Genomic DNA, 26,573 nt, shown 5'->3' with positions numbered 1-26,573 from the left:
ATTATTCACAGGGAAAATCCAGTTATCGGGTTATGCATATTCAGCTGCTGAATTAAACAGCATATTCGGCATTATTGGCTATAAATGTCCGAAAGTAAAAGCATAATGCTGATGAAAAACAGCTATAGTTTATTTTGCAGTAAACGGTTGTATAAATCAGTTTAGAAAAAGATATGGGGATATCTTTTTCTAACAACGGACTGAAGCGGGATGATCTTTAGTTTGTTATAGTGTGTGAATGTTTTGGGGCATATAACAATGAAGTTTAATTTTGAAATGGATACATCTTGGTGTCTGGAACAACTACAAAAAGACGGACGTATTACCGAACGTAACAAGCTGCTGATCCAAACCACACACCGTCAACGTGAGCAACTGAAATGGCATCCCTTGCAGTGGATCGCACATTTTAATCTGGTCGATCAGGCGCATCCGCAATCGACCTTAACCTTAAACCGCTTGTGCCAGTGGATTGCAGACAAAGCCAAGATTCCTTTTTATATTATTGATCCCTTGAAGGCCGATGTTGGTGCTTTGACCAATATCATGTCGCAAGAATTTGCTGTGCGTAATAAAATTCTGGCCGTTGAAATACAGCCGGACAAAGTCCTGATCGCCACCGATCAACCGTTTAAAACGGAATGGGTGGCCAATCTTGAACATAGTATTGCCCCGAAAAAAATTCAGCGTGTACTGCTCAGTCCGGATCAGTTGCAGCGCTATCTGGTGGAATATTATCAGGTGAGCCGGGCGGTTAATTCATCGCAAAAAAACAGTGCTTATGACCGTGATAACAAAGGCGTAGAAGCACTATTGCAACTGGGCGATACGCAAAACCCGGATGCCAATGATCAACATATTGTCAAGCTGGTGGATTGGGTGTTGCAGTTTGCCTTTGAACAGGGTGCCAGTGATATTCATCTGGAACCCCGTAAAGATACCGGCAAGGTGCGTTTCCGTATTGATGGGGTATTACATACCATTTATAAAATGCCGGCCAATACCCTGACTGCCGTGATTTCACGCATTAAAATTTTAGGCCGCATGAATGTGGCAGAAAAACGCAAACCGCAAGATGGCCGTTTAAAAACCCGTACGCCTAAAGGACAGGAAACTGAGTTACGTCTATCCACCTTGCCGACCGCTTTTGGCGAAAAAATGGTGATGCGTATTTTTGACCCGGAAGTATTGGTACGCAGTTTTCAGCAGCTCGGTTTTGAAGGCGGGTTACTGAATGATTGGCAGGCTTTAACTGCACACAGTCATGGCATTATTTTAGTCACGGGTCCGACCGGTTCAGGTAAAACCACCACGCTGTATTCGTCGCTGAAACAGTTGGCTACTGAAGAAGTCAATGTTTGCACCATTGAAGATCCGATCGAGATGCTGGAACCGAGCTTTAACCAGATGCAGGTGAATCAGGGGATTGATTTAGGTTTTGCTGATGGGGTACGTGCGCTGATGCGTCAGGACCCGGATATTATTATGGTCGGCGAAATTCGTGATCAGGATACCGCCAATATGGCGATTCAGGCTGCATTAACCGGTCACCTGGTGTTATCGACCTTGCATACCAATGATGCACCATCCAGTCTGACCCGACTGCATGATTTAGGGGTACAGCCATTTTTAACTTCAGCCACGATTTTAGGTGTACTGGCACAGCGTCTGGTACGTAAGCTTTGTCCGCATTGCAAACAGGAGACCTTTATTAATGAGCAGGAGTGGAAGCATTTAACCTTTGATTATGCACTGGAAATGCCAAACTTCGTATTTCAGGCGGTGGGTTGTGAAGAATGTCGCCACACCGGCTATAAAGGACGTGTCGGCATTTATGAGTTTATGCCTTTAAGTCTTGCGACCAAACAGCTGATTGGTGCAGATGCGACTTTAAACCAGCTCCGTGATCAGGCGAAAAAAGAAGGGATTGAGCCGTTACGTATCGCGGGGGCGCGCAAAGTGCTGGCAGGGATGACCACGCTGGAAGAGGTGTTACGCGTTGTTCCACTGAATTGAAATACTGTTTGAAAATGAAGCTATCTTAAGATTCACCTCATCTTGATTTGTTTTAATCATGCTATTGAAATGAGCAACAACTTAATGAGGGTTTGAGCATGAACATGATTTCTAAAATAGCTTTAATGACTGCTTTGGTCGGTGCAACAACATTCGCCGTTGCAAATACTACCGTAAATCAAGCTGCAATTGCACCACAAAAAGCCACTACGGTTAAACAGGCTTTAACTTTAAAAGATGACAGTAAGGTACAGCTTAAAGGCTATGTGGTAAAAGCAGTCGGGGATGAAAAATACCAGTTCCGTGATAATACCGGCACCATGACCGTCGAGATTGACGATGAGTTATGGCAAGGTAAACCCGTAAATGCCAAAACGCCAGTGACCATCATCGGTGAAGTTGACATCGATTACAAACCGGCTAAACGCATTGAAATTGATGTGGATGCCATCCGTTTTTAAGTGATGCCATGATAGATCAAGATGTAAGAGATTCTTCCTGATTTCTCCCCAAAACCACATGCATGTCATGTGGTTTTTTTGCAATCATGTGGTTTAAAAAACTGTTATCTTAAACAAAAACATATCCAGACATGAGAACAAGACATGCGAATCTTACTGGCAGAGGATGATGCTTCCCAAGCAGAAAGCATCAAAACATGGTTGGAAATGGATGGCTACAATATTGACTGGGTGGAACGTGGCGATCATGCCATTTTAGCCATTGAACAGCATCAATATGACTGTATTCTGCTCGATCGTGGGCTACCCAAAGCCAGTGGCGATGACATTCTTAAAGCTCTACGTGCGCATCAGCAACAAACCCCTGTGATTTTTATTACTGCACGGGATAGTATTCATGACCGTGTTGAAGGGCTGGATTTGGGTGCCAATGATTATTTGGTCAAGCCTTTTAGCCTGGAAGAACTTTCTGCGCGTGTACGTTCGCAATTACGCCAGCATCAAAGCAGTGCCGGACAATATCTGCGCTATGCAAATTTAGTCCTCGATCCACAGGCCAAAACGCTTATTCAGGATGGAAAGACCGTCAATTTAACCGCCAAAGAGTTTCAGATTTTACATAAACTAATGCAAAAGCCGGAGCATGTAATTACCCGTGAACAGCTGGAAGAATCACTTTATGCCTGGGGCGATGAAATAGAAAGCAATGCCATAGAAGTGTTTATCTATCAATTGCGTAAAAAGATTGGCAGCCAGTATATCAAGACCCTTCGTGGTTTGGGCTATCGCATGAGTCAGGGTTAGTATGTCAAAAGCCATTTCTCTACAAACCAGGTTAATCAAGACCTCATTATTCAGTTCCATGTTGGCTGGGGTTTTGGCCTTGCTGCTTTTTGTGGGGATTTCCCTGTACCAGACCATGCAGGTACAAGACCAGATCATGGATGAAATTGCAGATATGCTGTTGATTTCAGATGTAAGTACGAGTTCAGGACAACAGGTCGATGAACTCAGTGATGAATTTGATATTCAATACCAGTTAAAAGATCAGCAACAGCTGCTGAGCGAATCAGAAAATTTCCATTTGGACCATCTGTCTTCAACGTTCAAAAATAATGCCGATGAAGGTTATGATCTGATTTGGCACGATCAGCAGTTGTGGCGTATCTACACCTCGCAAAATCCTGAACTGAATACGTCGGTATTGCTATTGCAGCCGATGGGAGAGCGCTTTAAAGCTTTGGCTCAAAATGTCATGGGCTATGGCCTGATTTTAATTGTGCTCTGGTTCATTCAGTGGCTGATTTTACACTTTGCCGTGAAACACCAATTTAAAGTCATTCATCAACTGTCCAGAGAAATTTCAGCTAAAAGTGCGGATGATCTCGCACCGATTCAGCAGCAAGTACCTGAATTAAAAGAATTACAGCCGATGGTATGGCAACTGAACCAGCTATTACAGCGGCTTGAACAATCTCTGGTGGCAGAACAGCGTTTTACTGCGGATGCTTCGCATGAATTACGTTCGCCCTTATCGGCTATTCAAATGCGTTTGCAGGTACTGAAACGTAAATATCCGGAACTCGACCAAGACTTGGCGAGTATTCAAAATGATGTCAACCGTGGTACACAGGTGTTAGAAAACTTGCTGTTACTGGCACGACTGGACCCGGCCCATACGGGTCAACTGCCCAAGTCTGAAATGGATATGAACAGGATGATCAATGAGGTCTTGCAAGCCTTACAGCCCTTTGCAGCCGAGAAAAATATTCAAATCCAGACACAATTCGCCGAAAATCTGGTGATTACTGGCAATGACAAACTCATTTTCAGTTGCCTGCGCAATCTGCTGGACAATGCCATCCGTTATGCTGGGCAAAATGGTCATGTATGGATTGAGATGCAGCACAAGCAATCATACATCAGCATCGTGATTGAAGATGATGGACAAGCTGTGACAGAAGAAGTTTTACAACGACTGGGTGAGCGCTTTTATCGGGCATTGGGTACTAAAACCCAAGGTTCAGGATTAGGGCTGTCGATTTGTAAAAAGATTATTGAATTACATGCCGGTGAAATTCATTTTTCTCGGTCCGCACATAGTGGATTAAAAGTTGAACTGCAATTTCCATTGCATATCCAGCGTTAAAAAGCAGTATGTTTGTGCTCATACTGCTTGTTTCCACGTTTATTATTGTTGAGTGAATTATTTTTATTTGGTCAGAATAAGACGATTGTTACGGGTTAAACGTAGACGGTATTCTTCTCCAGCATGCATAATCCGAATTTCTCGTCCAAGAGCAAACAGGTTGTTCGAGTGCAACATGGGAAGTGAGTGAGCTGCATCGTTATTACGGGTAAATAGGCTAAATGGTGCGTTCATTCCGTCGATTCCGTGGTATGTATTAAATTATTTAAATGATAATCATTATCAAATAATTCTGTCAATTAATTATTTAAGATTTTATAAAAAACTTAAATTTGCTTACACTCTGTAATATTTTCATGCCGAGGAACAGGGAATGTTTAAACCCATTATTGATGTTGCCATTGCAATTTTACTCCATCAGAACAATGTGCTGGTCGGCTGGCGTGAAGCGAAACAGCATCAGGGCAATAAACATGAATTTCCGGGAGGAAAAGTGGAGGAGGGTGAAACGCCTTTGGCGGCATGCCGCCGTGAAATTTATGAAGAAGTGGGCATTGGTCTGCATGACTGGCATGCCTTTGATGTGATTGTTCATGAATATGATGATGTAATTGTCAAGCTGCATTTATTTCATGCCGTTGTACAGACTGCTTTATTGAATGAAATTCAACAGCCGTGGAGCTGGTACAGTCGTGAAGAATTGTTGAATCTAAATTTCCCTAAAGCCAATTTAGCCATAATTCAGCGCCTGTATTGGCCCCATCAGATTAAAATTTCAGTGCAGCTGGATGAGCTTGCACAGTTAAAACAGGATCAGTTGTTATATTGGCGTGTCGAGGGAACTCAGCAGCAGCTCATGGAACTGGCTAAGCGCAGTGTGGAGCATTTATCTCGTCTGATTGTCAATGTTGATATTTTTGAACAATTAAACTCGATTCAACAGCAAGCCATTTCCGCCATTCATTTAAAACAGCCACAACTGATGGCATTAAAGCCGGGTGATTTGCAGATCGGTAAACGTTACATTGCGGCATGTCATGATTTGGCTTCAATGCAACAGGCGCAAAATATCGGTTGTGATGCAATCTTGCTGAGTCCGGTTCTGCCTACAGCCACCCATCCAGAGGCTGTAGCATTGGGATGGGAACAGTTCAAGTGCTGGGTTTCACAGGTCGAGATACCGGTTTTTGCCTTGGGCGGCATGCAGGCGGGTGATCTTGCCATTGCCAAAGAGCAGGGTGGTTATGGCATTGCCGGGATGAGATTTTTATAAAACAAAAACAGAGGATGTATTGAGACGATCAGTTCAATATATCCTCAAGTTTATAAGCCTTGCAGGGCTTTTTGCGCCTGTTGAATGGTTTTTTGATCTTTTTGCTGTTGTGCAGCTTTTAAAATGACCTGCCAAAGCTGTTTCTTCATGGCATTGGTTTGTGCATAACTAAGCCCGCGTTGTGCCAAAGCTTGAGCATTTGCCGGCCGATTCTTTTTATTGGCAATCAGGGCCAGGTACAAGAAGGTTTCAGCAGATTGCGGCGCAAGGCGTTGAGCTTGCAATGCCGCAGCCTCAGCTTCATTCCATTGCCCTTGCTTATAGGCGAGTTGAGTTTTTTGCATGAGCTTTTGAAATGCAGGTAGCTGGCGGCCATCATCAAACTGCTGTTTGCTCTGTTGCTCAGGAACAATCACCTGCATCTTTTTACGTTGAATTTCTTCACGTTCATAAGGGGTAATGACCACGCCCGAGGGTGTTTTAATGTCCTGTTTTTGTGTAGATGCAGGCTTCGACGGCTGTTTGGTCTCAGGGGCAGGCAGGCTTTGACAGCCCACCAAACCGATCAGGATCAGGGCGATTAGCCCGTGTTTATGCCGTTTAAATTGCCCATTCATGCTTAACGTTCACCCTTAATTGTCAAAACTACCGCTTGAAATGACCTGATTGGTAGAACCATCGTTCTGGGTTTCAGTGTCACTTTCACGAATATAGTTACCAATACTATCGTTTTGATCGACGGGTGTCTGATTGTTTTCAGTATCAGGTGTGTCAGCAGGTTCTACCTGATAATGCGGTATACCACAACCGGTGGCCTGACGTGGCATGTTACTGCGTAGTAATGGAATGTACATCGCACCTTCACAGCCTTGTGCGGATAGATGACCCGTCGAACGGTCAATCCATTGCCATTGCACACTGTCAGTTTGACGCAAGTTAACCGGTTTTTGACGCAACTGTTTCATGACATTAATCCAGACCGGAAGTGCACCTGAAGAACCAGTTAGACCAGTCACCTTGTTATTATCCAAACCCAACCAGACTACGCTGAGATAATTGCCTGAATAGCCTGCAAACCATGAGTCACGGGTATCATTGGTGGTACCTGATTTGCCTGCCAGTTTCAAGTCGGCAGGGAAAGCGCTATAAGCGGCACGCCCCGTACCTGAGCTCATCACTTGTTGTAGGCCATAGTTTAAGATATAAGCTGCAGAAGCATCGATGGTTTGTTGTGGCGTCAGACCATAACGATCGAGCAGGCGTCCATTGGAATCGACCACTGAGCGAATGGACTTGATAGGATATTTGAAACCGCCGGTTGCAAAATTGCCGTAAATACTCATCACTTCCATCGGTGACATATCAATTGCACCCAGGAAGATCGACGGATAGTTTGGAATATTGGCAGTCACGCCAAATTTTTTCAGATGATTGCTAAAGGTGGAAATACCAAATTCCTGACCCAAACGTACTGCTGCGAGGTTATACGAGTTTGCCAGGGCTTCCGACATTGGAATAACACCGTGTGCACCACCACTGTAATTCCTAGGTGTCCAGTTTTTACCTTCACTTAAGATGCTGATGGCACTATCTTCAATGGGGCTGGCCCAATTATAGCGTCCAGACTCGATTGCGCTTAAGTAAATGACCGGTTTAAGCAAGGAACCGACCTGACGTTTTGCATCCAGCGCACGGTTAAAGCCAGTAAAGTCCTGAGTCGAACCTAAAGCGGCAACCAGTTCGCCATTTTCAGGATGAGAAATTAAAACAGCACCTTGCAAATCTTTTAAACGTTTCGGGTTGGCATTGGCCAAATTGGAAACAGAGGCTTTAAATGCTTCCTGTACCTTGCTTTGGGCAATCGGGTCCAGCGTGGTAAAGATTTTTAACCCTTGATTGGTCAGGTCGCCTTCCTGATATTCGGTGCGTAGCTGTCGACGTACAATATCCATGAAATCCGGGAAGCGGGCAGGTCCCAAAGTGGGTTTTGCAATGACATTTAATGGTCGTGCAACTTCTCGTTCATACTGTTCTTGGGTCAGATACCCCATCACCAGCATGTTGTGTAACACGATATCGCGACGTTTTTTTGCACCTTCCGGATTTTTCCATGGATTAAACAGGGACGGTCCTTGTACCAGACCGACTAAATAAGCCTGCTGGGCAATATTCAGTTCACGTAGCGGTAAGCCAAAATAAAACTGTGAAGCCAGACCATAGCCATTAATTGAATAATTGCCATTTTGCCCCAGATTCACTTCATTTAAATACGCTTCCAGAATTTCATCTTTGTCATAATGAAGCTCAATCAGCATGGCCATCAGGGCTTCATTGACTTTACGTTTTAAGGTTCTTTCTGGACTTAAATAGAAATTCTTCACCAGCTGCTGGGTCAGGGTAGAACCGCCCTGACGTTTGCCACCAGTGAGATTGCTGACTACAGCACGCGCTGTACCACGAACAGATATGCCATGATGATGATAAAAATTACGGTCTTCTGTTGAGATCAGGGCTTCAATGAGCGGTTTAGGCACATTATTAAGCTTAATCAGCACACGGTCTTCATTATGTTGCGGATAAATTCCGCCAATCAGTAAGGGTTCTAAACGTGCAATGCCGGTAGAAGAAGGTTTGGTTGCACTGACTTCACCAACCTGATTATCATTAAAGGTAACTTTTAACACCTGCTCAGGTTCAACGCTGTCGCCAAAGTCGAAGCCGCGGGTATGCACATAGATTGCATCACCGGAGCTTACATAATTGCCAGATTGGGCATAGCTATCAGAACTTTTATAGCCCAGCAGTTTGAGTTCCTGAGTGAAGTCTGTCTGGTTGACCGGCGCATTGCTATAAATCTCCAAAGGACGGGCAAAAACTTTTGCCGGAATGTCCCAGCGTTGACCTTCAAATTTATTGCGTACAATATTATCCATTCGGATTAAATAGATACTAAAAGCTAAGAAGATGCCAATGACTAATATTGAGAAAATAAGGGCCACTAAACCGATACCGCGTTCAGACTTCATCAATGATTATAAGATCCAAATAAATTGTGCTAATCATGCGAAGCTTTTTATTTTTTTGCAATAATTAATCTGTGAATGAAGAGAAAATATAACAATAAACCGCACAAAATATTTGTAATGAGTCTTTGATTTTGTAAAAGATATTATTTTTAGTATTCAAACCGTATTTGCAAATAAATATGTTCATATTAAAGCAAGTGAACAACACTACACCTCTGAGTTATTCTGCTCAAAGCAATTTTGTAAACTAGGTGGCTTTTAGCATAAAAAATCAGGTTGATTATGGTTTTAAGTCCATGCAAGGTGAACAGCTCTGAAGAGCTGGTTAAAATCAGGTTTAGTTTTTGAAATCGCTGGATGGTCAATGCAATCAGAACTTAAAGTTTTTTAAAATGAACAGGGTTAATGCTATGATAGGCAGGAATCGTAGCGGAGCGATGACCTAGGTGCAAATTTCACATAAAACTTTTCGTAACATTGGACTAATAGGACGTCCAGATAAATCCTCCGTCGTGGAAACTTTAAGTCTTATTCATGACCATCTTTTAAGTTTGGGTTTACATCCTGTTTTTGATTCGGAAACAGCAGCCCTCGTCCCTTATAGCAATACGCAAACGGTAAGCCGCAGCTTACTGGGTGAAGTGGTGGATCTGGTCATTGTGGTCGGTGGTGACGGTTCTTTACTGCATGCCGCACGTGCCCTAGTCAGATATAATACTCCTGTCATTGGGGTCAACCGGGGTCGTTTGGGTTTTTTAACCGATATCAAACCGACCGAGGTTATTTTTAAGCTGGATCAGGTGCTCAAAGGCGAATTTCAGCTCGACCGCCGTTTCTTGCTGGAAATGGAAATCCGCTCCAAAGGTGAAAGCATTTATGATGCGATTGCCTTGAATGATGTGGTTTTACATTCCGGCAAGTCGGTTCATATGATTGACTTTGAACTGAATATTGACGGTCAATATGTCTATCGTCAGCATAGTGACGGTTTGATTGTTTCGACGCCTACCGGCTCTACCGCTTATGCACTTTCTGGTGGCGGGCCAATTGTCCATCCAAGTATGGATGCCATCTCTTTGGTGCCGATGCACCCGCATACCTTGTCTTCACGCCCGATTGTGGTCGGTGGACATAGTGAAATTAAGATTATCATTCGTGAAAACCGTGTCTTACCGATGGTCAGTGCCGATGGTCAACACAGTGTTTCACTCAGTGTTGGGGATAGTTTGCATATCCGCAAACATCCATTTAAATTGAATCTACTTCATCCACCCGGTTATGATTTTTATATTGCTTGTCGTACCAAGCTGGGCTGGAACCAAGATTTTGACTCTTTACAACAGCAGGATTAAATGATGAATATTGAACAAATGCTGGCCGTACTCGATCCTGAAATTGTTGCGCGTTTAAAGACAGCAGTGGAAATTGGTAAATGGCCGAATGGCGTAGCACTTACGCAAGAGCAACGCCAAATTTGTATGCAAGCAGTTTATGCTTGGGAAATAAAAAATTTACCTGAGACTGAACGCAGTGGCTATATTGATCGCGGTACCAAAGAAGAAGATGAACACTGCGATTCACATGATCCGCAGCAAGATGAAGAATTCAAGCCGATTCGTTTTGTTTAAATATTTATTTGTAATAAAAAAGACACTGCGGTGTCTTTTTTTATATTTTAATTTTTTGAAAGGTACGACGGATGTCTTACCGATAAACCTCAATTTATAGAAGCTCATCTTGTTACTTTGGATAAGCCCAAAGTAACCAAAGGCATTGCCATCCGCAAAACTCGTTCCATACTATCATTTGATGAATGTTTCGCAGAACCATTTTTATCAAATGAAGTCTTGCCTCGAACAATTGCGAATGGCTTTGTCACGTATCATCTATTCTGCATCAAATCAGATTTTAGACTGGCGATTTAGCCATAGCTCTTTGGCTTTTAACATCGCCTCTTCATAAGAAGCACATGCTCCCATCGTGTATAAAGCAATTCCCATGGTTTCAGTGACAGCAATTTCGCCATATTCATGATGTTGTTTGCCTTCCCAAACCGCTTTAAAAACCGCTAAATCCAGTTCTTCTTCAACAGGACTACGGTTTTCAGTTAATTTCGGTAATTCATGTTCGTACAGCTCGCCATTTTTAATCCCACAGATTAAGGTTTTAGCATCCGGATTCCGTTCAAATTCACCACCTTCACCCTTAATCACCGCACTATTTTGATAGCCCAGTTTAAATGCGGCCTGCTGGTGTGAAGTACGATAAGCCGGATGGAAAATAGCCTGCACTGTAGCTTTGGCATTAAAAGGATTGATTAAACGCGCTAAAGTATGAATAGGTGAGCGCAAGCCCATTACATTACGTAAAGAAATTAGATCGCTCAAAATAGGTGAAATTGCTGCTAAGGGCATATAAGCAAAATTGCGTTGTTGCAACTGCTGTTCCACCTCGCTGTCATTCTGGCAAATTGGATAACCCAGATATTCCAGAACCTGTTCAGTATAAAGGCGGTTAATGGTATGTCCAGATGCGCCATGCATCACGACTTTATAGCCGTGTTGTGCCAGGGTCAGCGCTGCCAATAAGAACCAGGGATAATGTTTGCGTTTGCCAGCATAAGATGACCAGTCCAAATCCACATCTAAAGCTTTAAAACTGAGCTGATCACGGGTGGCTTGTACAAAACCGGCCAGCTCATCGACAGACTCTTCTTTAACACGCAGTAGCATGAGGAAAGCCCCCAGTTGAACATCCAAAACCTCATTTTTCAGGATCATGCTGAATGCCTGATAGGCTTCGTCAAAAGTCAGCGAACGGGCACCGTTTTTTCCTTTGCCTATAATACGGACATATTGTGCGAAAGGGTGTTCAGCATCTTTGTAGATATTTCTTTTGGTTTGCATAAGGAGTATTTCTTGGCAAAGGAAAATAGGATGGATAATAGTTTATAAAGATAAGGTAAATATTTCAGCCTAATTTAAATAAAAGTAACTTTAGTTATTTCGACTAATGTCTAATGAGTGGCGATGGTATTTTAAACAAACTTAACAATATAGACCGCATCAACAAATAAAAATTAGGTAAAATTTAACATTAGGTAAAATTATGTAGATTTGCTTATCAGCATGTGTGATCGAATAGGTGGATTTTTTATAAATTCAATTCATTCATGATGATAAGTTTATGATTTTTTTATATCCCAGTATTTGAGCTTACTCAATACTTTTTGTATGTTCTTTTGTGATGAATACAAAAGGATTAAAGGCTGTGTATTCGTAAGAATAGGCAAAACTGAATATTTCTAGTCTGAAATATCTAAAGAAGTAATGTTATGGCTAAGAAACCAATTTATAAGTCACTGTATTTTCAAGTGATTGTTGCCATTATTTTAGGTGTGATTGTTGGGCATTTTTACCCAAGTTCATCTGTAATCGTTGATGGCGTTAAGCAAAGTGTTCCAGGCTTGGGCGAGCAATTAAAACCATTAGGTGATGCTTTCATTAAGCTCATTAAAATGATTATTGCACCGGTGATTTTCTGTACTGTGGTTAGTGGTATCGCAGGTATGGAAAGCATGAAATCTGTGGGTAAAACCGGTGGTATCGCGCTGCTTTATTTTGAGGTTGTCTCAACACTAGCATTAATTATCGGTTTGCTGGTGATCAATATTGCAAAACCGGGTGTAGGTATGAACATTGATCCTGCATCTTTAGATACTTCAGGTATCGCCAAGTATGTGGAATCCGGTGCTTCACAATCGACCGTTGATTTCTTTATGAACATCATCCCGAATACGGTGGTGGGTGCCTTTGCCGAAGGTGAAATTCTTCAAGTCCTTTTATTTGCATTGCTGTTTGGTTTTGCGTTACATAAATTGGGCGATGCAGGTAAACCGGTCCTTAAATTCATCGATCAAATTTCGCATGTATTCTTCAATATCGTAAACATGATCATGAAACTTGCACCGATCGGTGCGTTCGGTGCGATGGCATTTACGATTGGTAAATATGGTATTGGTTCACTTGCTCAGTTAGCTCAACTCATCATCTGTTTCTATATTACCTGTTTGCTGTTTATCTTCATTGTATTGGGTAGTATTGCGCGTTTCAGTGGTTTTAGTATCCTGAAATTGATTCGTATGATTCGTGAAGAACTCTTGATTGTCCTGGGGACATCATCTTCTGAATCCGTACTTCCACGCATGTTGAAAAAACTGGAAATTGTCGGGTGTGAAAAGTCAGTTGTGGGTCTGGTGATTCCTACCGGTTATTCATTTAACCTGGATGGTACTTCAATCTATTTAACCATGGCTGCAATCTTCATTGCACAGGCAACTAATACTCAGCTTGATTTAGCACATGAAATTACACTTTTAGCGGTGTTGTTGATATCTTCTAAAGGTGCGGCAGGTGTAACAGGTTCTGGTTTTATTGTCATGGCGGCAACATTGTCTGCTGTAGGAAATATCCCTGTCGCAGGTCTGGCATTGATTCTGGGTATTGACCGCTTCATGTCAGAAGCACGTGCCTTGACGAATCTGGTGGGTAACTCATTGGCGACCATTGTCGTTGCAAAATGGGTGGGTCAATTAGATACAGTTAAATTAAATGAAGCATTAAAAAATCCTGAAATGGTTGACCAAAAAATGCAGGAAGAAGCGGCTCAAACACACGCTTAATCGATGCAGATTTAAAAAGGAAGCTACGGCTTCCTTTTTTATTGACCCTAAGGTCATAAAATATAAAGCCTATACGACATGACAGATATCTATAAAGTGGATAGCATGAGAAAGGGACAGAACTACAACAACTCAATATAAGGATGCCGTATGTTGGCTTATGATGCTGATTTAGAATTATTCCGCGACAATTTCAAACGCTTTATGAATGAGCATATTGCTCCACATTATGAACAATGGGAACAGGAAGGCATTATGCCACGTTCAGTCTGGAACTTGCTGGGCGAAAACGGTTTCCTGTGCGTGGATGTTCCTGAAGAATATGGCGGTTATGGCGTGCCAACCCATTATTCACTGATGCTGGTAGAAGAATCGGCACGTGCCGGATTTAGTGCGCTATCCACCGGTATTTCCTGCCACTCTGAAATAGCAGCACCTTATATTTTGCATATTGGGACAGAAGAACAAAAGCAGTACTGGTTACCCAAAATGGTGACGGGTGAAGTGGTAGGGGCGATTGGCATGACGGAGCCGGGTGCCGGTTCCGATTTGCAGGCCATGCGTACCAATGCCATCCTGCAGGAAGATCACTATCTGCTCAATGGTTCCAAAACTTTTATCTCGAATGGTCAACATGCTGACCTTGTGGTACTGGCGGCTAAAACTGATCCGCAAGCACGGGCAAAAGGCGTGTCTTTATTGCTGCTGGATACCCATCTGGAAGGTTTTAAAAAGGGCACCAACCTCAACAAAATTGGTTTGCATTCACAAGATACTTCAGAACTGTTCTTCGATAATATCAAGGTGCCTAAAGATCAGTTGCTGGGGCAGGCGGGGCAGGGTTTTGCCTATTTAATGCAGGAGTTGCCACGTGAACGTACTGCCATTGCCGCAACGGCGATTGGTGCCATTCGTGGTTCAATTGATGTCACCATTGCTTATGTCAAAGAACGACAAGCCTTTGGTCAGCCAATTAGCCAGTTCCAGAATACCCGTTTTGTTTTGGCTCAGGCGAAAATTGAGGAACAGGCGACTGCTGCTTTTTATAACCAGAACGTTGAGTTATATATGCAGGGTAAACTGGATGTGGAAACGGCAGCAGCTTTAAAAAGTTTCGCAACCGACATGCAGATGAAAATAGCGGATAAGCTGTTACAGCTGTTTGGTGGCTATGGCTATATGACAGAATATCCAATTTCACGTTTCTTTGTGGATGCCCGTATTCAGCGAATTTACGGCGGAACCAATGAAATTATGAAAGAGATTGTAGCGCGTAGCTTATTGGGGCGTTAATTCATGAATAAGACGCTACAATAAAAAAAGAGCTGAATAAATAGAGAGGCACCCTAAAAGCTGGACACCAGGTCTGACTTTGCAGGGTGCTTTTTATTGATTCAAAACCATTAAGCTTTCTTCTATAAACGCAGGTAAATCATCAGGAGAGCGTGATGAGATATACAGATTATTATCGTTGACCACACCAACATCATAATAGACTGCGCCGGCATTAATCAGATCCTTGGCAACCGTTTTAATGGTGGTCATTAAGCGGCCTTTGACGACTTTGGCTGTAATCAGTAACTGCGGACCATAACAAATGCTCAAAATGGGTTTTTCTGCATGGGCAAATTTACGTACAAAATCCACGAAGCGGTCATCGCCACGGAGCCGGTCTGGAGAATAACCGCCAGGAATGAGCAAAGCATCAAAATCATGCACGGTGACATCATCTATACTTTGGTCAATGGTGACGGCTGATTTTCGCTTATGACCATAGACAATATTGCCTGCTTTGTTTTCAATATTTAAAATACTATGCCGTGCTGCACGAAAGGCTTGCACAGGTTCAGAATATTCGACATCTTCAAAATCATGGGTCACTAGCACGGCGATTCTTTTGGACATTATTTTTCTCCGAATTGCTTTGTTCACAGACTATAAATTAAACATTAAACTTTTGTGATGGAGTTTGGTAAAGGACTCTTGCATCTGTAAAATATCTGTAAGTTTACCTAGATAAGTGTTTTCAAGTATTTGTAAATATTAAAAAATTAAACTAAAAACTTTTGTTTCTACATGTGTCAAATGGTCAGCATGCAGAATTTTTCCGATGATTGATTTTGTTAATTATTTCAAAATGGCTGTGGATTCTGCGACTTTGTATGCGGTCAGATGGGCTTGATTGCGTTTTGTGACGTTATTCATTGCGAGATGAAAAGCTATCCTGGCTATCCAGGTTTGAAGCGGCTCCTGAATGTGTTGATCTACAATACCGATCACTGTTGCTTGCAGAACTTGAAGATATTCGACCAGAATCGCTTAATCGAATCTTTTAAAACAAGAAAAATGGCTAAAAATAATTCAGTATTAAGTGTTTTAAACGATGAGCTTATTTGCAAATAGTAATAAATTTATTGAATGAAATGACATAAAATTGCGAGCCAGATTGCTGAATTACAGATGTATAGCCGTGGTGTCTTTTTTAGCGAATTGGCAAAAGCTCAGCAATTTAAAATAATCAGGACAAAAACATCAGCAATAAAATTGCTGATTAAATCAACTGTATGTTTTTAAGACTGAATCAATCAAAGTCTTATTGCGTAACATTTGAAAGCTAACTATTGTTATACTGTTTGCATAACGTTTTTGAAGGGCAACATAACAATGATCAACGACGATCAAAACACATCGACTTCTCTTGATCTGGCTCAAATCCGTCAGGATATTGATTCTGTAGACCAACAGATTCAACAGCTTATCAATAAAAGAGCAAAACTGGCTGAAGCTGTCGCAAAAGCAAAATTTGCTGCTGAAGAGAATCCATTGTTTTACCGTCCTGAACGTGAAGCACAAGTTTTACGTAATGTTATGCAGCGTAATGAAGGCCCATTGTCTGATGTCACCATGGCGCGTTTATTCCGTGAAATCATGTCGGCATGTCTGGCATTGGAAGCACCACAAAGTATTGCATTTCTAGGGCCTGTGGGCACTTATACCCACTCGGCAGTACTTAAACATTTTGGTCAGGATGCTATTGTCCGTCCATTGCCTACCATTGATGAAGTGTTCCGTGAAGTCGAAGCAGGCAGTGCACATTATGGTTTGGTGCCGGTCGAAAACTCATCTGAAGGTGTGGTGAACCATACTTTAGACTGTTTTAAATCTTCGCATTTAAACGTGATTGGTGAAGTGGAACTGCGTATCCATCACCAGTTTCTGGTGTCCTCCAATACCCGTAAAGACAGCATTAAACAGATTTATGCCCATCAGCAGACCTTGGCACAATGCCGAAAATGGTTAGATGCCCATTATCCAGGCGTGGAACGTGTTGCCTTAAGTTCCAATGCCGAAGCGGCACGCCGTATTCGCAATGAATGGCATTCCGCAGCGATTGCGTCAGAAGTGGCTGCCAATATTTATGACCTGGAAATCCTGCACAGCAATATTGAAGATAATCCGGAAAATACCACCCGTTTCCTGGTAATTGGCCGTGAAAAAGTACCGCCAAGTGGCAATGACAAAACTTCATTGCTGATTTCTGCACATGACCGTGCCGGTGCATTACTGGAAATTCTGGCACCCTTTGCCAAACACAATATTAGTCTAACCAGTATTGAAACCCGTCCTGCATTGCCGGAAAAATGGGCTTATGTATTCTTTATTGACCTGGAAGGCCATATTGAGCAAGAAAATGTGAAAGCGGCAATTGAAGAAATTCGTCCTTTGGTCAAAGAAGTTCGCGTATTGGGTTCATATCCGATCGCAGTTTTATAAATCATTCTGGTGATCGGCTTGATTTTTTAATTTTAGGCTGATCCCTTTTATCACTTGAAATAGCGGAAGAGTAACATGTCGTTTGTCCCTGCCAATGAAGGCATCTCAAAGTTAAAGCCTTATCAACCAGGTAAACCTATTAGTGAACTTGAGCGCGAGTTAGGGATTACTGATATTGTCAAATTAGCCTCAAACGAAAATCCGTTGGGCTGTTCTGAAAAAGTCAAACAGGCTGTGGCGGCTGAACTGGCAGAAATTGGTCGCTATCCGGATGGTGGCGGTTTTATCTTGAAAGACCAGATTCAGGCACAATTTGGTGTAACTGCTGACCGTATTACTTTAGGTAATGGGTCAAACGACTTACTGGAAATGTTTGCCCGCGCATTCGTTTCAGAGAAAGACTCGGTAATTTATAGCCAGCATGCTTTTGCCGTATATGCTTTGGTGACTCAAGTGATTAATGCAGAAGCGATTGAAGTGCCGGCCAAAGGTTTTGCTCACGATCTGGATGCTATGGCAGCGGCAATTAAAGACAATACCAAACTGATCTTTATTGCCAATCCCAATAACCCGACGGGAACCTGGTTTGAAGAAGCCGAATTTGAAGCTTTCATGCAAAAAGTTCCGGAAAATATCATTGTTGTTCTGGACGAAGCTTATGTGGAATATTTCCCGGAAAACTTCAACAGCCTGAAATTCCTTGAGCAGTATCCAAACCTGATTGTCAGCCGTACCTTGTCTAAGTGTTATGGTCTGGCTGCACTGCGTGTTGGTTTTGCCTTGGCATCGCCAGAAGTAACAGATTACCTGAACCGTATTCGTCAGCCATTTAACGTCAATCATCTTGCCATGGTAGCTGCGGTTGCTGCACTGAAAGATGAAGCATTTATCGAGAAATCTCGTGAAGTGAACAAGGCGGGTATGGCTCAGCTGGAAGCTGGTTTTAAAGCTTTGGGTCTGAACTATGTACCTTCTCGTGCCAACTTTATTTTAGTCGATGTACAGGCTGATCCTGCGCAAACGTTCAATGCCTTGTTAAAAGAAGGCGTGATTGTACGTCCTGTGGGTATTGCAAATCACCTGCGTGTATCGATTGGTACGGAAGCGGAAAATGCTAAATTCCTGACAGCACTGGCGAAAGTACTCGATTTAGCTCCTGATGCGGTAGAGGAAAAAGCCTAAGCCATGTCTCAGCCACTGTTTGAAAAAGTTGCTTTTATTGGACTTGGGCTGATTGGCTCAAGTCTGGCTCGTGTCATCATTGCTGAAAAACTGGCAAAGCAAATTGTTGCCTCAACGCGTTCGCAAAAAACTCTGGATGATGCAAAAGCGCTTGGACTAATTCAAGAGGGCTATAGCAATCCCGTAGATGCGGTGCAAGGTGCAGATCTGGTGGTTTTGGCTTTACCTGTGCGGGCAACGCAAAAGGTGTTAGAAACCATCAAGCCTTATCTGTCAGACAACACCATCATTACCGATGTGGGCAGTACCAAAGGCAATGTAGTGGATGCAGCCAAAGCCGTATATGGTGAAAACCTGCCGGCAGGTTTTGTTCCGGGTCATCCGATTGCAGGTGCGGAACATACTGGCGTACATGCAGGTAAGGTCGATTTGTTTGCTAATCATAAAGTCATTTTGACGCCATTACCAAGCAGTGCTGACTGGGCTGTGGATAAACTGATTCAACTGTGGCAAGCTGCCAAGGCAGAAGTGATTTGTATGGATGTGGACAAGCACGATGAAGTGCTGGCCCATACCAGTCATCTTCCGCATTTAATGGCCTTTAACCTGGTTGAGCAACTGGCCAACCGGGAAGATAATCTGGATATTTTTCGTTATGCCGCTGGGGGCTTTCGTGATTTTTCCCGAATCGCGGCGAGTGACCCGCAAATGTGGCATGACATCTTTTTTGCCAATAAAAAAGCCATTTTGAATGCTGTAGACGGTTTTGAGCAGCAACTGGCTCAAATTCGAAAACTGATTGAAAATGAAGATTCCAAAGCATTGATTGGACTATTAGAGCATGCACAGGCAGCACGACAGCATTTCAATCATATGCTCGCTAAAAAACCTTTGATGGAGAACGATAACGTGACACAACAATTTACCATTTTGCCGGGTGATAAGACATTTAAAGGTAAATTTACCGTGCCAGGTGACAAATCTGTGTCACATCGCTCTATCATGTTTGGTGCGATTGCTGAAGGAACTACCCATGTTACTGGTTTCCTTGAAGGTGAAGATGCATTGGCAACACTTCAAGCATTCCGTGATATGGGCGTGAGCATTGAAGGGCCTAAAAATGGTGAAGTGACTATTCATGGCGTAGGAATGAATGGTTTAAAAGCTCCTGTAAGTGCCTTATACATGGGTAACTCGGGTACTTCCATGCGCCTGCTTTCCGGTATGCTCTGTGCACAGAAGTTTGATTCAGTCATGACCGGTGATGCGTCATTGTCTAAACGTCCAATGGAACGGATTGCTAAACCGTTACGTGAAATGGGAGCACAGATTCAGACTACAGGTGAGCGTGGTACGCCGCCTGTTTCCATTACCGGCAATCAAAAGCTCAAAGGTATTTATTACGACTTACCAATGGCTTCGGCTCAGGTGAAATCAGGGATTTTACTGGCGGGTCTTTGGGCAGAAGGGGAAACATCGGTGACTGAACCGGAACCGACCCGTGACCACTCCGAACGTATGCTGCGTGCCTTTGGTTATGAAGTAAAAACCGAGGGTAACCGTATTTCCCTGCAAGGTGGCGGTAAATTGGTCGGTACTGATATTCAGGTTCCATCTGATATTTCATCCGCTGCATTCTTTATGGTGGGTGCTGCCATTACTGAAGGTTCCGATGTCACTTTGGAAGCGGTAGGAATTAACCCGACCCGTACCGGTGTCATTGAAATCCTGAAACAGATGGGTGCAGATTTAACGGTTGAAAATGAGCGTATTGCAGGTGGTGAACCGATTGCAGACATTCGTATTCGCGGCACACGCACCTTAAAAGGCATTCATATGCCTGAAGATCAGGTGCCATTGGCCATTGATGAATTCCCAGCTTTATTTATTGCTGCAGCTTGTGCTGAAGGTCAAACCATTTTAACCGGTGCTGCCGAGCTTCGCGTAAAAGAATCTGACCGTATTCAGGTGATGGCAGATGGCTTGCAGACTATGGGCATTGACTGTACGCCAACCGATGATGGCATCATCATTGAAGGTAAGGGCAAGTCTGGTGACTGGTCTGCAATTTTCACAGGTGGTGAAATTGAATCGCATCATGACCACCGTATTGCCATGAGTTTTTCTATGGCGGGCTTGCGTACTTCCGGTGAAATTAAAATTATTGGCACCGAAACTGTAGCAACCAGTTTCCCAACTTTCACTGAGTTGGCCAATCAAGCTGGTTTAGCCATTCAAGTCAGTGAATAATTAGTCTAATTTTGTGTATTTGTTAAACAACAGCCAAGCTTTTGCTTGGCTGTTTTGTTTTTATTGCTTATGCTAAAACCATACAACAATAATGTCTTTGGATACACAGATGAGAAAATTACAATTTACTGCAAACTGTGAAAAGCATAATCATGTGTCACAGCAAACGAATGACTGCCATGTGACTCAGGAATATGTTGCAGATTTATTGTCTAAAGAACTCGGTCAATACGGTTTCCAGACCTTGTCGCAAAGTGGTGATCAGGTTGCGGTAAGTGTAGACAATCAATCTTTGCCATTATCTGTCACCTGCCAGAGTCGTGATGCAGAAGGGCACCTGGTCTGCGAGATTACTTCTTACCCAGCTGAAGATCAGGACTGGCTAGATCGTATTACGGAACAAAGTTTATTGAATCAATTGGCCCAAGCAGTAGAAAATACCTTAAAAGAAGACGAATCTTTTAGTGGTTTTACATGGAAAGGTTAAATATTTATTTTGACCTGATGAGTAAAATAGGAGGAGGGCTTAGCCTCCTCTTTTTATTTGCAGCCATGCATAAACCATATATAAAATAGATGCTCTATACTGCTGTCAGCTTATTCGTCTACAAGAAAGCGGGAGATAGCAACGCGTAATTGCTTTAAATATCCAGTAAAGAAATGATTTGCACCGGGTAAGATGGTTAGTAGATGGCGTTGCGGTTTGGCCCATTCAATCAAGTCGGACAACAAGGTTACTTCGTCAGCTTCACCATGCAGGAACAGAATATCACCTTTAATGTGTGGTGTAACATAATGACGTACACCTGCAACTGTTGCAGTCGGTAGTCCACATAAAATCAATTGTTTGGGTTTAATTTCATCGGGCAATACATGAAAACACTTTGCCATGACATGGGCACCAAAACTAAAGCCTGCTGCATAAAAAGGCAAATTGATATGCTTACAGCGAATCTGTTGAATAATTTCTAGAATATCATCCGTTTCGCCATGGCCTTTATCGTGCTCACCCGTACTTTGGCCAGAGCCTCGGAAACTTGGACGATACACAATACAGCTGCGTTCAAGAAACATCTGAGCAAGCAGAACTGGAACTTTATGCTGCGGAGTGCCGCCTTGTAGGGGGTGAGGATGACATACCAGCGCAAATCCTTTCACTTCACCCTGTGGATAATCAACAAAAACTTCCAGTTGACCTGCAGGACCTTGAATGAAAATTTGCTCGGACATGTAATAACCGACTCATGACAGAAGAGAGGGCTATTTTAGCGTTAAGACCCAGTAAAAACACAGATTGGCAATAAGACAATGCTACTGTTATAGTCTGTTTAATTGTTTTTTGACCAGGTTATTCATGCTCGCCTTAATTTCTCCAGCCAAGACTTTAGATTACGAATCTGCACTTCCAACCGATGCACATACACTGCCAAGATTACTAGAACATTCACAAGAACTTGTAAATGTGAGTCGTAAGCTTTCTGCAGCAGATATCGCCAATTTAATGAGCGTGAGTGAAAAAATTGCCAAGTTGAATGTCGAGCGTTTTAATGATTGGCAGCCAGAGCTGAGCTTTTCTAATGCGCGTCAGGCTTTATTTGCCTTTAAAGGGGATGTGTATACCGGACTGGATGCTTATGCGCTGAATGATCAGCATATTGCCTATGCACAGCAGCATTTGCGTATGTTGTCTGGACTGTATGGTTTGTTGCGTCCTCTAGATTTAATGATGCCCTATCGCCTAGAAATGGGAACCAAGCTCAAAAATCCACGTGGTCATCATCTTTATGATTTTTGGGACAATATCATTACTGATTTGATTAACCAGGATTTAGCCGAGGTGCACTCAGAACTATTGGTGAATCTTGCTTCGGATGAATATTATAAATCGGTCAAACCAGGCAAAATTAAAGCCGAGATCATTAAGCCGGTTTTTCTGGATCAGAAAAACGGCAAATATAAGGTGATTAGCTTCTATGCAAAAAAAGCACGCGGATTAATGGCACGTTTTATCATTGAAAATCAAGCAGAACGTGCTGAGGACTTAAAATCATTTAATCTGGATGGTTACTATTTTGATGCAGAGAGTTCGCTACAAGGTGAGCTGGTCTTTAAACGCGACGAGCAGCAAGCTGCTTAAATGAGAGTAACAAGGTAAAAATCCCGATAAATTTCGGGATTTTTATTGCGAAAAAATAAACAGGATTTTGAAATATTTTATCATTATATTTTAATTCATGTTTGTTAACATCATGATGAATTGTTGAACAATAAAATTTTATGATGAAAAGATTATTAGTTCCAACCTTTATTTTTGCAGTGGTTTTACTGGGGTACGGGGTTTATCGCGACAGTCAAATGAAAAAAAGACAGGAAATGGATCAACTGATTCAGGATGCGCATCAATCTTTGAAGGCTGTAGAAGCAAATCCAAATAATAGGGTGGTAGAGCAGAGTGAAACTTCGGATCCCCATTTTGCAGCGCCCTTGCATGTGAAATCCAGCAAGTTTTAACGCCTGGGTTTTTACTATATGTTTTAAATATATTGTTAAGTTATTTAAATTTAATTAAAAATAAATTTTAGAAACAATAAAAAGCATTGTGTTATAATTTACCAAGATCTGAATTCTTATATTTACATTGTAAGTGTTTGACTTTCTATCTCAGGAGGCTGCATAAAAGTTATGCGGCTTTTTTGTTTATGGTTTTTGTTATCCGGTTGTTTTGTCGTCTACGAAACATTGTAGAAAATATTTGTTTTTAATGAAAATATTGGCATATCGATTGCTTGGACATCTATAAACTTAATGGTGATTTGAGAAACGGATCATTAATTTTATAGCGTGCTGATAGCATAAAGTTTACTTACAGGGGTAAAGTCATGACGACTCCTAATCCATCTTCAGAGAATATGCTAGAACGCTTATTTAAGCTCAGTGAAAACAAAACCAGTTTTCGCACAGAAGTTCTTGCAGGTGTAACCACTTTCTTAACCATGTGTTACATCATTATTGTCAATCCAATGATTTTATCCGAAACCGGGATGGATCATGGGGCTGTTTTTGTTGCAACCTGTCTTGCAGCTGCAATTGGCTGTCTGGTGATGGGGCTTGTTGCAAATTATCCGATCGCGCTTGCACCGGGTATGGGGCTGAATGCCTACTTTACCTATTCGGTGTGTATGGGCATGGGCATACCTTGGCAAACTGCACTGGCTGCCGTGTTTGTCTCGGGACTGGTGTTTATTGCCATCAGTATGTTTAAAATCCGTGAAGCGATTGTCAATGCCATTCCTATGTCGCTGAAATTTGCGATTGGCGGCGGCATTGGCTTGTTCCTTGCACTGATTGCATTAAAAAATTCAGGCATTATTGTTGATAATCCGGCCACCCTTGTAGGCTTGGGTGACTTGAAACAACCGACAGTATTGCTGACCTTGCTGGGTTTCCTGATGATTGTAGTAATGCATCACTTTAAAGTCCGTGGGGCCATTATTATCAGTATCCTGGTGATTACCGCGATTGCTACAGCAATGGGGCTGAACGAATTTAAAGGTGTTGTGGGTGCCATTCCATCGATTGCTCCAACCTTCCTGCAAATGGATTTTAAAGGCCTGTTCACGGCCAGTCTGGTTGGGGTCATCTTTGTATTTTTCCTGGTGGATTTATTTGATTCGACGGGTACGCTAGTGGGTGTTTCACATCGTGCCGGCCTGTTAAAAGATGGCAAATTACCACGCTTGAAAAAAGCACTTTTTGCTGACTCGACTGCGATTGTAGCGGGTGCAGCATTGGGTACTTCATCTACAACCCCTTATATTGAATCTTCTGCGGGAGTTGCTGCAGGTGGTCGTACAGGTTTGACCGCTGTGGTTGTTGCCGTGTTGTTTGTACTGTGCTTATTCCTGGCTCCTTTGGCGCAATCGGTTCCGGGTTTTGCTACTGCACCTGCATTATTGTTTGTAGGTGTGCTAATGATTCAAGGGATCGTCAACATTGAATGGGATGATATCACTGAAGCAGTTCCTGCATTTTTAACCATCGTATGCATGCCATTTACCTATTCAATTGCCGACGGTATTGCGATGGGCTTTATTAGCTACGCATTAATCAAGCTGCTGACTGGGCAAGCGAAAACTGTACCTTATATGGTCTGGATTGTTGCGGCTCTTTGGGCATTGAAATTTGCTGTATTTGGCGGCTAATTCACCCCATTCAGAATAGGGTGTAAACTTGGTTTGCACCCTTTTTTATTTTTGAAAAATTTTATAAGGATAAGATATGAATCAACTTGAGCTTATTCAAGCCATGCCAAAGGCAGAGTTACACGTCCATATTGAAGGGACTTTTGAGCCTGAGCTGATGTTCGCGATTGCTCAACGCAATCATATTGATATTCCGTATAAATCTGTTGAGGAAGTAAAACAGGCGTATAACTTCCATAATCTACAGTCATTTTTAGACATCTATTATGCGGGTGCCAATGTCCTGATTCATGAACAGGACTTCTATGATCTGGCCTGGGCATATTTTGAAAAATGCGCTGCAGATAAAGTTGTGCATACTGAAATGTTCTTCGATCCGCAAACCCATACCGATCGTGGTATTACTTTTGCAACGGTGATTAAGGGTTTAAAACGTGCCTGTGATGATGCGCAAAGCAAATTAGGCATTAGCTCGCATTTAATTATGTGTTTCTTGCGTCATTTAAGTGAAGAAGCGGCATTTGAAACTTTAGAACAGGCTATGCCGTTTAAAGATCAAATCATTGCTGTCGGTCTGGATTCAAGCGAAGTGGGGCATCCACCATCTAAGTTTGAACGGGTATTTGCCAAAGCGCGTGAAGCAGGCTTTTTAGTGGTGGCACATGCAGGCGAGGAGGGGCCGGCAGAATATGTATGGGAAGCTTTGGATTTGCTTAAAGTGAACCGAGTGGATCATGGTGTACGTTCTGAAGAAGATCCGAAACTGATGCAGCGTTTGATTGCAGATAAAATGCCTTTAACCGTGTGTCCTTTAAGTAATTTAAAACTCTGTGTGGTTGATGATATGGCGCAGCATAATATCCGCCGTTTACTGCAACATGGCCTACATGTGACGGTCAATTCAGATGATCCATCCTATTTTGGTGGTTATATGAATGATAATTTCATTGCAATTACAAAAGCTTTAGACCTGTCAAATGATGAGCTAAAGCAATTGGCGAAAAATTCGTTTGAAGCTTCATTTATCTCTGATGCTGAAAAGCAAAAATTGTCACAACAGATTGATTCTTTGGTGTAATCCATTCCTTTGAAAAATGCTTTTGGATTGGGCAGATTGATATATTGATCTGTTCAATAACTATTAGGTTCTAATGTGAAAAAGTTTTTTTGCTGGGTATTTGCAGTCGTTTTATTGATTGGCTCTGTATCAGTTTTTGCGACCGATAAAAACTCTACTTTAACCCAGAAAATGTTGAAACCAGTGATTGAACAAGGCTGTAAAAGTGAATTGAATGCTTCAAAAGTGTGGCAATCCGCAGCTTTGTTCATGAGTTCAGAGCGGCAATTAACCGTACAAAAACAAATCTGTGGTTGTGTGGGTGAACATGCCTTGCAGGATATCTCGGCCAAAGAGTTAGCTATGGCATCGATGAGTGAATCTGCAAAAAATAGCCTGATTAAACAAGCGGTGGTGAACAGTGTTAAAGGTTGTGCTCAGGACGCTCTGCAATAACTTATCACTATAAATTGAATTATAAAAAAGCCGCATCAGTGTCACA

Annotated in this window: 24 protein-coding genes; 18 read left to right on the top strand and 6 right to left on the bottom strand. The window is 42.4% G+C overall.

Annotated elements, in window-relative coordinates; translation table 11 throughout:
• Positions 1–258: 258 nt before the first annotated feature.
• The 4 genes from tfpB (at position 259) to B9T38_RS04335 (ending at position 4,626) form a co-directional block, all read left to right on the top strand.
• On the top strand, positions 259–2,016 hold the full coding sequence (gene tfpB / locus B9T38_RS04350) for a type IV pilus assembly ATPase TfpB (protein WP_086195628.1): 1,758 nt from the start codon (positions 259–261) through the stop codon (positions 2,014–2,016).
• Between the two features lie 98 nt (positions 2,017–2,114).
• Positions 2,115–2,477, top strand: a complete 363-nt coding sequence (locus tag B9T38_RS04345; RefSeq protein WP_086195627.1) for a NirD/YgiW/YdeI family stress tolerance protein — start codon at positions 2,115–2,117, stop codon at positions 2,475–2,477.
• Between the two features lie 144 nt (positions 2,478–2,621).
• Positions 2,622–3,281 carry a response regulator transcription factor gene (locus B9T38_RS04340; RefSeq protein WP_086195626.1) on the top strand — a complete coding sequence of 220 codons (660 nt, stop codon included), beginning with the start codon at positions 2,622–2,624 and terminating at the stop codon, positions 3,279–3,281.
• 1 nt (position 3,282) lies between these two features.
• Positions 3,283–4,626, top strand: coding sequence for a sensor histidine kinase (locus B9T38_RS04335; RefSeq protein ID WP_086195625.1), 1,344 nt, complete (start codon positions 3,283–3,285; stop codon positions 4,624–4,626).
• 63 nt (positions 4,627–4,689) lie between these two features.
• On the opposite strand, the gene hemP is transcribed toward B9T38_RS04335, so the two are convergent.
• Positions 4,690–4,860, bottom strand: a complete 171-nt coding sequence (hemP, locus tag B9T38_RS04330; RefSeq protein WP_086195624.1) for a hemin uptake protein HemP — start codon at positions 4,858–4,860, stop codon at positions 4,690–4,692.
• 139 nt (positions 4,861–4,999) lie between these two features.
• On the opposite strand from hemP, the gene B9T38_RS04325 reads away from it, so the two are divergent.
• Positions 5,000–5,899: an NUDIX domain-containing protein gene (locus B9T38_RS04325; RefSeq protein ID WP_086195623.1), complete on the top strand. Its 900-nt coding sequence runs from the start codon at positions 5,000–5,002 to the stop codon at positions 5,897–5,899.
• A 50-nt stretch (positions 5,900–5,949) separates the two neighbouring features.
• Here B9T38_RS04325 and B9T38_RS04320 read toward each other — a convergent pair whose 3' ends face one another.
• Positions 5,950–6,516, bottom strand: coding sequence for a hypothetical protein (locus B9T38_RS04320; RefSeq protein WP_086195622.1), 567 nt, complete (start codon positions 6,514–6,516; stop codon positions 5,950–5,952).
• Positions 6,517–6,531: 15 nt separating this feature from the next.
• Positions 6,532–8,925 (bottom strand): penicillin-binding protein 1B, encoded by a 2,394-nt coding sequence (mrcB, locus tag B9T38_RS04315; protein WP_086195621.1) that lies wholly within the window; start codon positions 8,923–8,925, stop codon positions 6,532–6,534.
• 446 nt (positions 8,926–9,371) lie between these two features.
• On the opposite strand from mrcB, the gene B9T38_RS04310 reads away from it, so the two are divergent.
• Positions 9,372–10,277: an NAD(+) kinase gene (locus tag B9T38_RS04310; protein ID WP_086195620.1), complete on the top strand. Its 906-nt coding sequence runs from the start codon at positions 9,372–9,374 to the stop codon at positions 10,275–10,277.
• A 3-nt stretch (positions 10,278–10,280) separates the two neighbouring features.
• Positions 10,281–10,553 (top strand): YeaC family protein, encoded by a 273-nt coding sequence (locus tag B9T38_RS04305; RefSeq protein ID WP_086195677.1) that lies wholly within the window; start codon positions 10,281–10,283, stop codon positions 10,551–10,553.
• A 273-nt stretch (positions 10,554–10,826) separates the two neighbouring features.
• Here the strand turns inward: B9T38_RS04305 and B9T38_RS04300 are convergent, their stop codons facing one another.
• Positions 10,827–11,831 (bottom strand): glycosyl transferase family protein, encoded by a 1,005-nt coding sequence (locus B9T38_RS04300; RefSeq protein ID WP_086195619.1) that lies wholly within the window; start codon positions 11,829–11,831, stop codon positions 10,827–10,829.
• Positions 11,832–12,259: 428 nt separating this feature from the next.
• On the opposite strand from B9T38_RS04300, the gene B9T38_RS04295 reads away from it, so the two are divergent.
• Together B9T38_RS04295 and B9T38_RS04290 are read left to right on the top strand one after the other, a co-directional pair.
• Complete coding sequence (locus tag B9T38_RS04295) at positions 12,260–13,606, top strand: dicarboxylate/amino acid:cation symporter (RefSeq protein ID WP_086195618.1); 1,347 nt, start codon at positions 12,260–12,262, stop codon at positions 13,604–13,606.
• A gap of 150 nt (positions 13,607–13,756) precedes the next feature.
• Positions 13,757–14,899 carry an acyl-CoA dehydrogenase family protein gene (locus B9T38_RS04290; RefSeq protein ID WP_086195617.1) on the top strand — a complete coding sequence of 381 codons (1,143 nt, stop codon included), beginning with the start codon at positions 13,757–13,759 and terminating at the stop codon, positions 14,897–14,899.
• A gap of 93 nt (positions 14,900–14,992) precedes the next feature.
• Here B9T38_RS04290 and B9T38_RS04285 read toward each other — a convergent pair whose 3' ends face one another.
• The gene (locus tag B9T38_RS04285; RefSeq protein WP_086195616.1) at positions 14,993–15,511 is read right to left on the bottom strand and encodes a type 1 glutamine amidotransferase domain-containing protein; all 519 of its coding nucleotides are present in this window, start codon (positions 15,509–15,511) and stop codon (positions 14,993–14,995) included.
• A 759-nt stretch (positions 15,512–16,270) separates the two neighbouring features.
• On the opposite strand from B9T38_RS04285, the gene pheA reads away from it, so the two are divergent.
• The 4 genes from pheA to B9T38_RS04265 all read left to right on the top strand — a co-directional run bounded on the left by pheA (position 16,271) and on the right by B9T38_RS04265 (position 21,299).
• Positions 16,271–17,380 carry a prephenate dehydratase gene (gene pheA / locus B9T38_RS04280; protein ID WP_086195615.1) on the top strand — a complete coding sequence of 370 codons (1,110 nt, stop codon included), beginning with the start codon at positions 16,271–16,273 and terminating at the stop codon, positions 17,378–17,380.
• A gap of 75 nt (positions 17,381–17,455) precedes the next feature.
• Positions 17,456–18,562 carry a histidinol-phosphate transaminase gene (gene hisC, locus B9T38_RS04275; protein ID WP_086195614.1) on the top strand — a complete coding sequence of 369 codons (1,107 nt, stop codon included), beginning with the start codon at positions 17,456–17,458 and terminating at the stop codon, positions 18,560–18,562.
• 3 nt (positions 18,563–18,565) lie between these two features.
• Positions 18,566–20,812: a bifunctional prephenate dehydrogenase/3-phosphoshikimate 1-carboxyvinyltransferase gene (locus B9T38_RS04270; RefSeq protein ID WP_086195613.1), complete on the top strand. Its 2,247-nt coding sequence runs from the start codon at positions 18,566–18,568 to the stop codon at positions 20,810–20,812.
• A gap of 109 nt (positions 20,813–20,921) precedes the next feature.
• Positions 20,922–21,299, top strand: a complete 378-nt coding sequence (locus B9T38_RS04265; protein ID WP_086195612.1) for a hypothetical protein — start codon at positions 20,922–20,924, stop codon at positions 21,297–21,299.
• 110 nt (positions 21,300–21,409) lie between these two features.
• Here the strand turns inward: B9T38_RS04265 and B9T38_RS04260 are convergent, their stop codons facing one another.
• Positions 21,410–22,042 carry an alpha/beta hydrolase gene (locus B9T38_RS04260; RefSeq protein WP_086195611.1) on the bottom strand — a complete coding sequence of 211 codons (633 nt, stop codon included), beginning with the start codon at positions 22,040–22,042 and terminating at the stop codon, positions 21,410–21,412.
• A gap of 124 nt (positions 22,043–22,166) precedes the next feature.
• On the opposite strand from B9T38_RS04260, the gene yaaA reads away from it, so the two are divergent.
• From yaaA to B9T38_RS04235, 5 genes are all read left to right on the top strand, one after another.
• A complete protein-coding gene (gene yaaA / locus B9T38_RS04255) occupies positions 22,167–22,949 on the top strand; it encodes a peroxide stress protein YaaA (protein ID WP_086195610.1) in 783 nt (260 codons plus the stop codon).
• Between the two features lie 140 nt (positions 22,950–23,089).
• Positions 23,090–23,323, top strand: coding sequence for a hypothetical protein (locus B9T38_RS04250; RefSeq protein ID WP_171263168.1), 234 nt, complete (start codon positions 23,090–23,092; stop codon positions 23,321–23,323).
• Between the two features lie 368 nt (positions 23,324–23,691).
• Positions 23,692–25,014: an NCS2 family permease gene (locus B9T38_RS04245; RefSeq protein ID WP_086195608.1), complete on the top strand. Its 1,323-nt coding sequence runs from the start codon at positions 23,692–23,694 to the stop codon at positions 25,012–25,014.
• Between the two features lie 76 nt (positions 25,015–25,090).
• Positions 25,091–26,092, top strand: a complete 1,002-nt coding sequence (locus B9T38_RS04240) for an adenosine deaminase (protein ID WP_086195607.1) — start codon at positions 25,091–25,093, stop codon at positions 26,090–26,092.
• Positions 26,093–26,167: 75 nt separating this feature from the next.
• On the top strand, positions 26,168–26,527 hold the full coding sequence (locus B9T38_RS04235) for a hypothetical protein (protein ID WP_086195606.1): 360 nt from the start codon (positions 26,168–26,170) through the stop codon (positions 26,525–26,527).
• Positions 26,528–26,573 lie beyond the last annotated feature (46 nt).

This window comes from Acinetobacter sp. ANC 4218 (assembly GCF_002135245.1).
Taxonomy (GTDB): Bacteria; Pseudomonadota; Gammaproteobacteria; order Pseudomonadales; family Moraxellaceae; genus Acinetobacter.
This window is presented reverse-complemented; position numbering and strand designations above follow the sequence as displayed.

What these genes read in the sequence shown, in the direction of transcription:
- tfpB (WP_086195628.1), top strand. Translation starts at nt 259, where the DNA reads ATGAAGTTTAATTTTGAAATGGATACATCTTGGTGTCTGGAACAACTA.
- B9T38_RS04345 (WP_086195627.1), top strand. Translation starts at nt 2,115, where the DNA reads ATGAACATGATTTCTAAAATAGCTTTAATGACTGCTTTGGTCGGTGCA.
- B9T38_RS04340 (WP_086195626.1), top strand. Translation starts at nt 2,622, where the DNA reads ATGCGAATCTTACTGGCAGAGGATGATGCTTCCCAAGCAGAAAGCATC.
- B9T38_RS04335 (WP_086195625.1), top strand. Translation starts at nt 3,283, where the DNA reads ATGTCAAAAGCCATTTCTCTACAAACCAGGTTAATCAAGACCTCATTA.
- hemP (WP_086195624.1), bottom strand. Translation starts at nt 4,860, where the DNA reads ATGAACGCACCATTTAGCCTATTTACCCGTAATAACGATGCAGCTCAC.
- B9T38_RS04325 (WP_086195623.1), top strand. Translation starts at nt 5,000, where the DNA reads ATGTTTAAACCCATTATTGATGTTGCCATTGCAATTTTACTCCATCAG.
- B9T38_RS04320 (WP_086195622.1), bottom strand. Translation starts at nt 6,516, where the DNA reads ATGAATGGGCAATTTAAACGGCATAAACACGGGCTAATCGCCCTGATC.
- mrcB (WP_086195621.1), bottom strand. Translation starts at nt 8,925, where the DNA reads ATGAAGTCTGAACGCGGTATCGGTTTAGTGGCCCTTATTTTCTCAATA.
- B9T38_RS04305 (WP_086195677.1), top strand. Translation starts at nt 10,281, where the DNA reads ATGAATATTGAACAAATGCTGGCCGTACTCGATCCTGAAATTGTTGCG.
- B9T38_RS04300 (WP_086195619.1), bottom strand. Translation starts at nt 11,831, where the DNA reads ATGCAAACCAAAAGAAATATCTACAAAGATGCTGAACACCCTTTCGCA.
- B9T38_RS04295 (WP_086195618.1), top strand. Translation starts at nt 12,260, where the DNA reads ATGGCTAAGAAACCAATTTATAAGTCACTGTATTTTCAAGTGATTGTT.
- B9T38_RS04290 (WP_086195617.1), top strand. Translation starts at nt 13,757, where the DNA reads ATGTTGGCTTATGATGCTGATTTAGAATTATTCCGCGACAATTTCAAA.
- B9T38_RS04285 (WP_086195616.1), bottom strand. Translation starts at nt 15,511, where the DNA reads ATGTCCAAAAGAATCGCCGTGCTAGTGACCCATGATTTTGAAGATGTC.
- pheA (WP_086195615.1), top strand. Translation starts at nt 16,271, where the DNA reads ATGATCAACGACGATCAAAACACATCGACTTCTCTTGATCTGGCTCAA.
- hisC (WP_086195614.1), top strand. Translation starts at nt 17,456, where the DNA reads ATGTCGTTTGTCCCTGCCAATGAAGGCATCTCAAAGTTAAAGCCTTAT.
- B9T38_RS04270 (WP_086195613.1), top strand. Translation starts at nt 18,566, where the DNA reads ATGTCTCAGCCACTGTTTGAAAAAGTTGCTTTTATTGGACTTGGGCTG.
- B9T38_RS04265 (WP_086195612.1), top strand. Translation starts at nt 20,922, where the DNA reads ATGAGAAAATTACAATTTACTGCAAACTGTGAAAAGCATAATCATGTG.
- B9T38_RS04260 (WP_086195611.1), bottom strand. Translation starts at nt 22,042, where the DNA reads ATGTCCGAGCAAATTTTCATTCAAGGTCCTGCAGGTCAACTGGAAGTT.
- yaaA (WP_086195610.1), top strand. Translation starts at nt 22,167, where the DNA reads ATGCTCGCCTTAATTTCTCCAGCCAAGACTTTAGATTACGAATCTGCA.
- B9T38_RS04250 (WP_171263168.1), top strand. Translation starts at nt 23,090, where the DNA reads ATGATGAAAAGATTATTAGTTCCAACCTTTATTTTTGCAGTGGTTTTA.
- B9T38_RS04245 (WP_086195608.1), top strand. Translation starts at nt 23,692, where the DNA reads ATGACGACTCCTAATCCATCTTCAGAGAATATGCTAGAACGCTTATTT.
- B9T38_RS04240 (WP_086195607.1), top strand. Translation starts at nt 25,091, where the DNA reads ATGAATCAACTTGAGCTTATTCAAGCCATGCCAAAGGCAGAGTTACAC.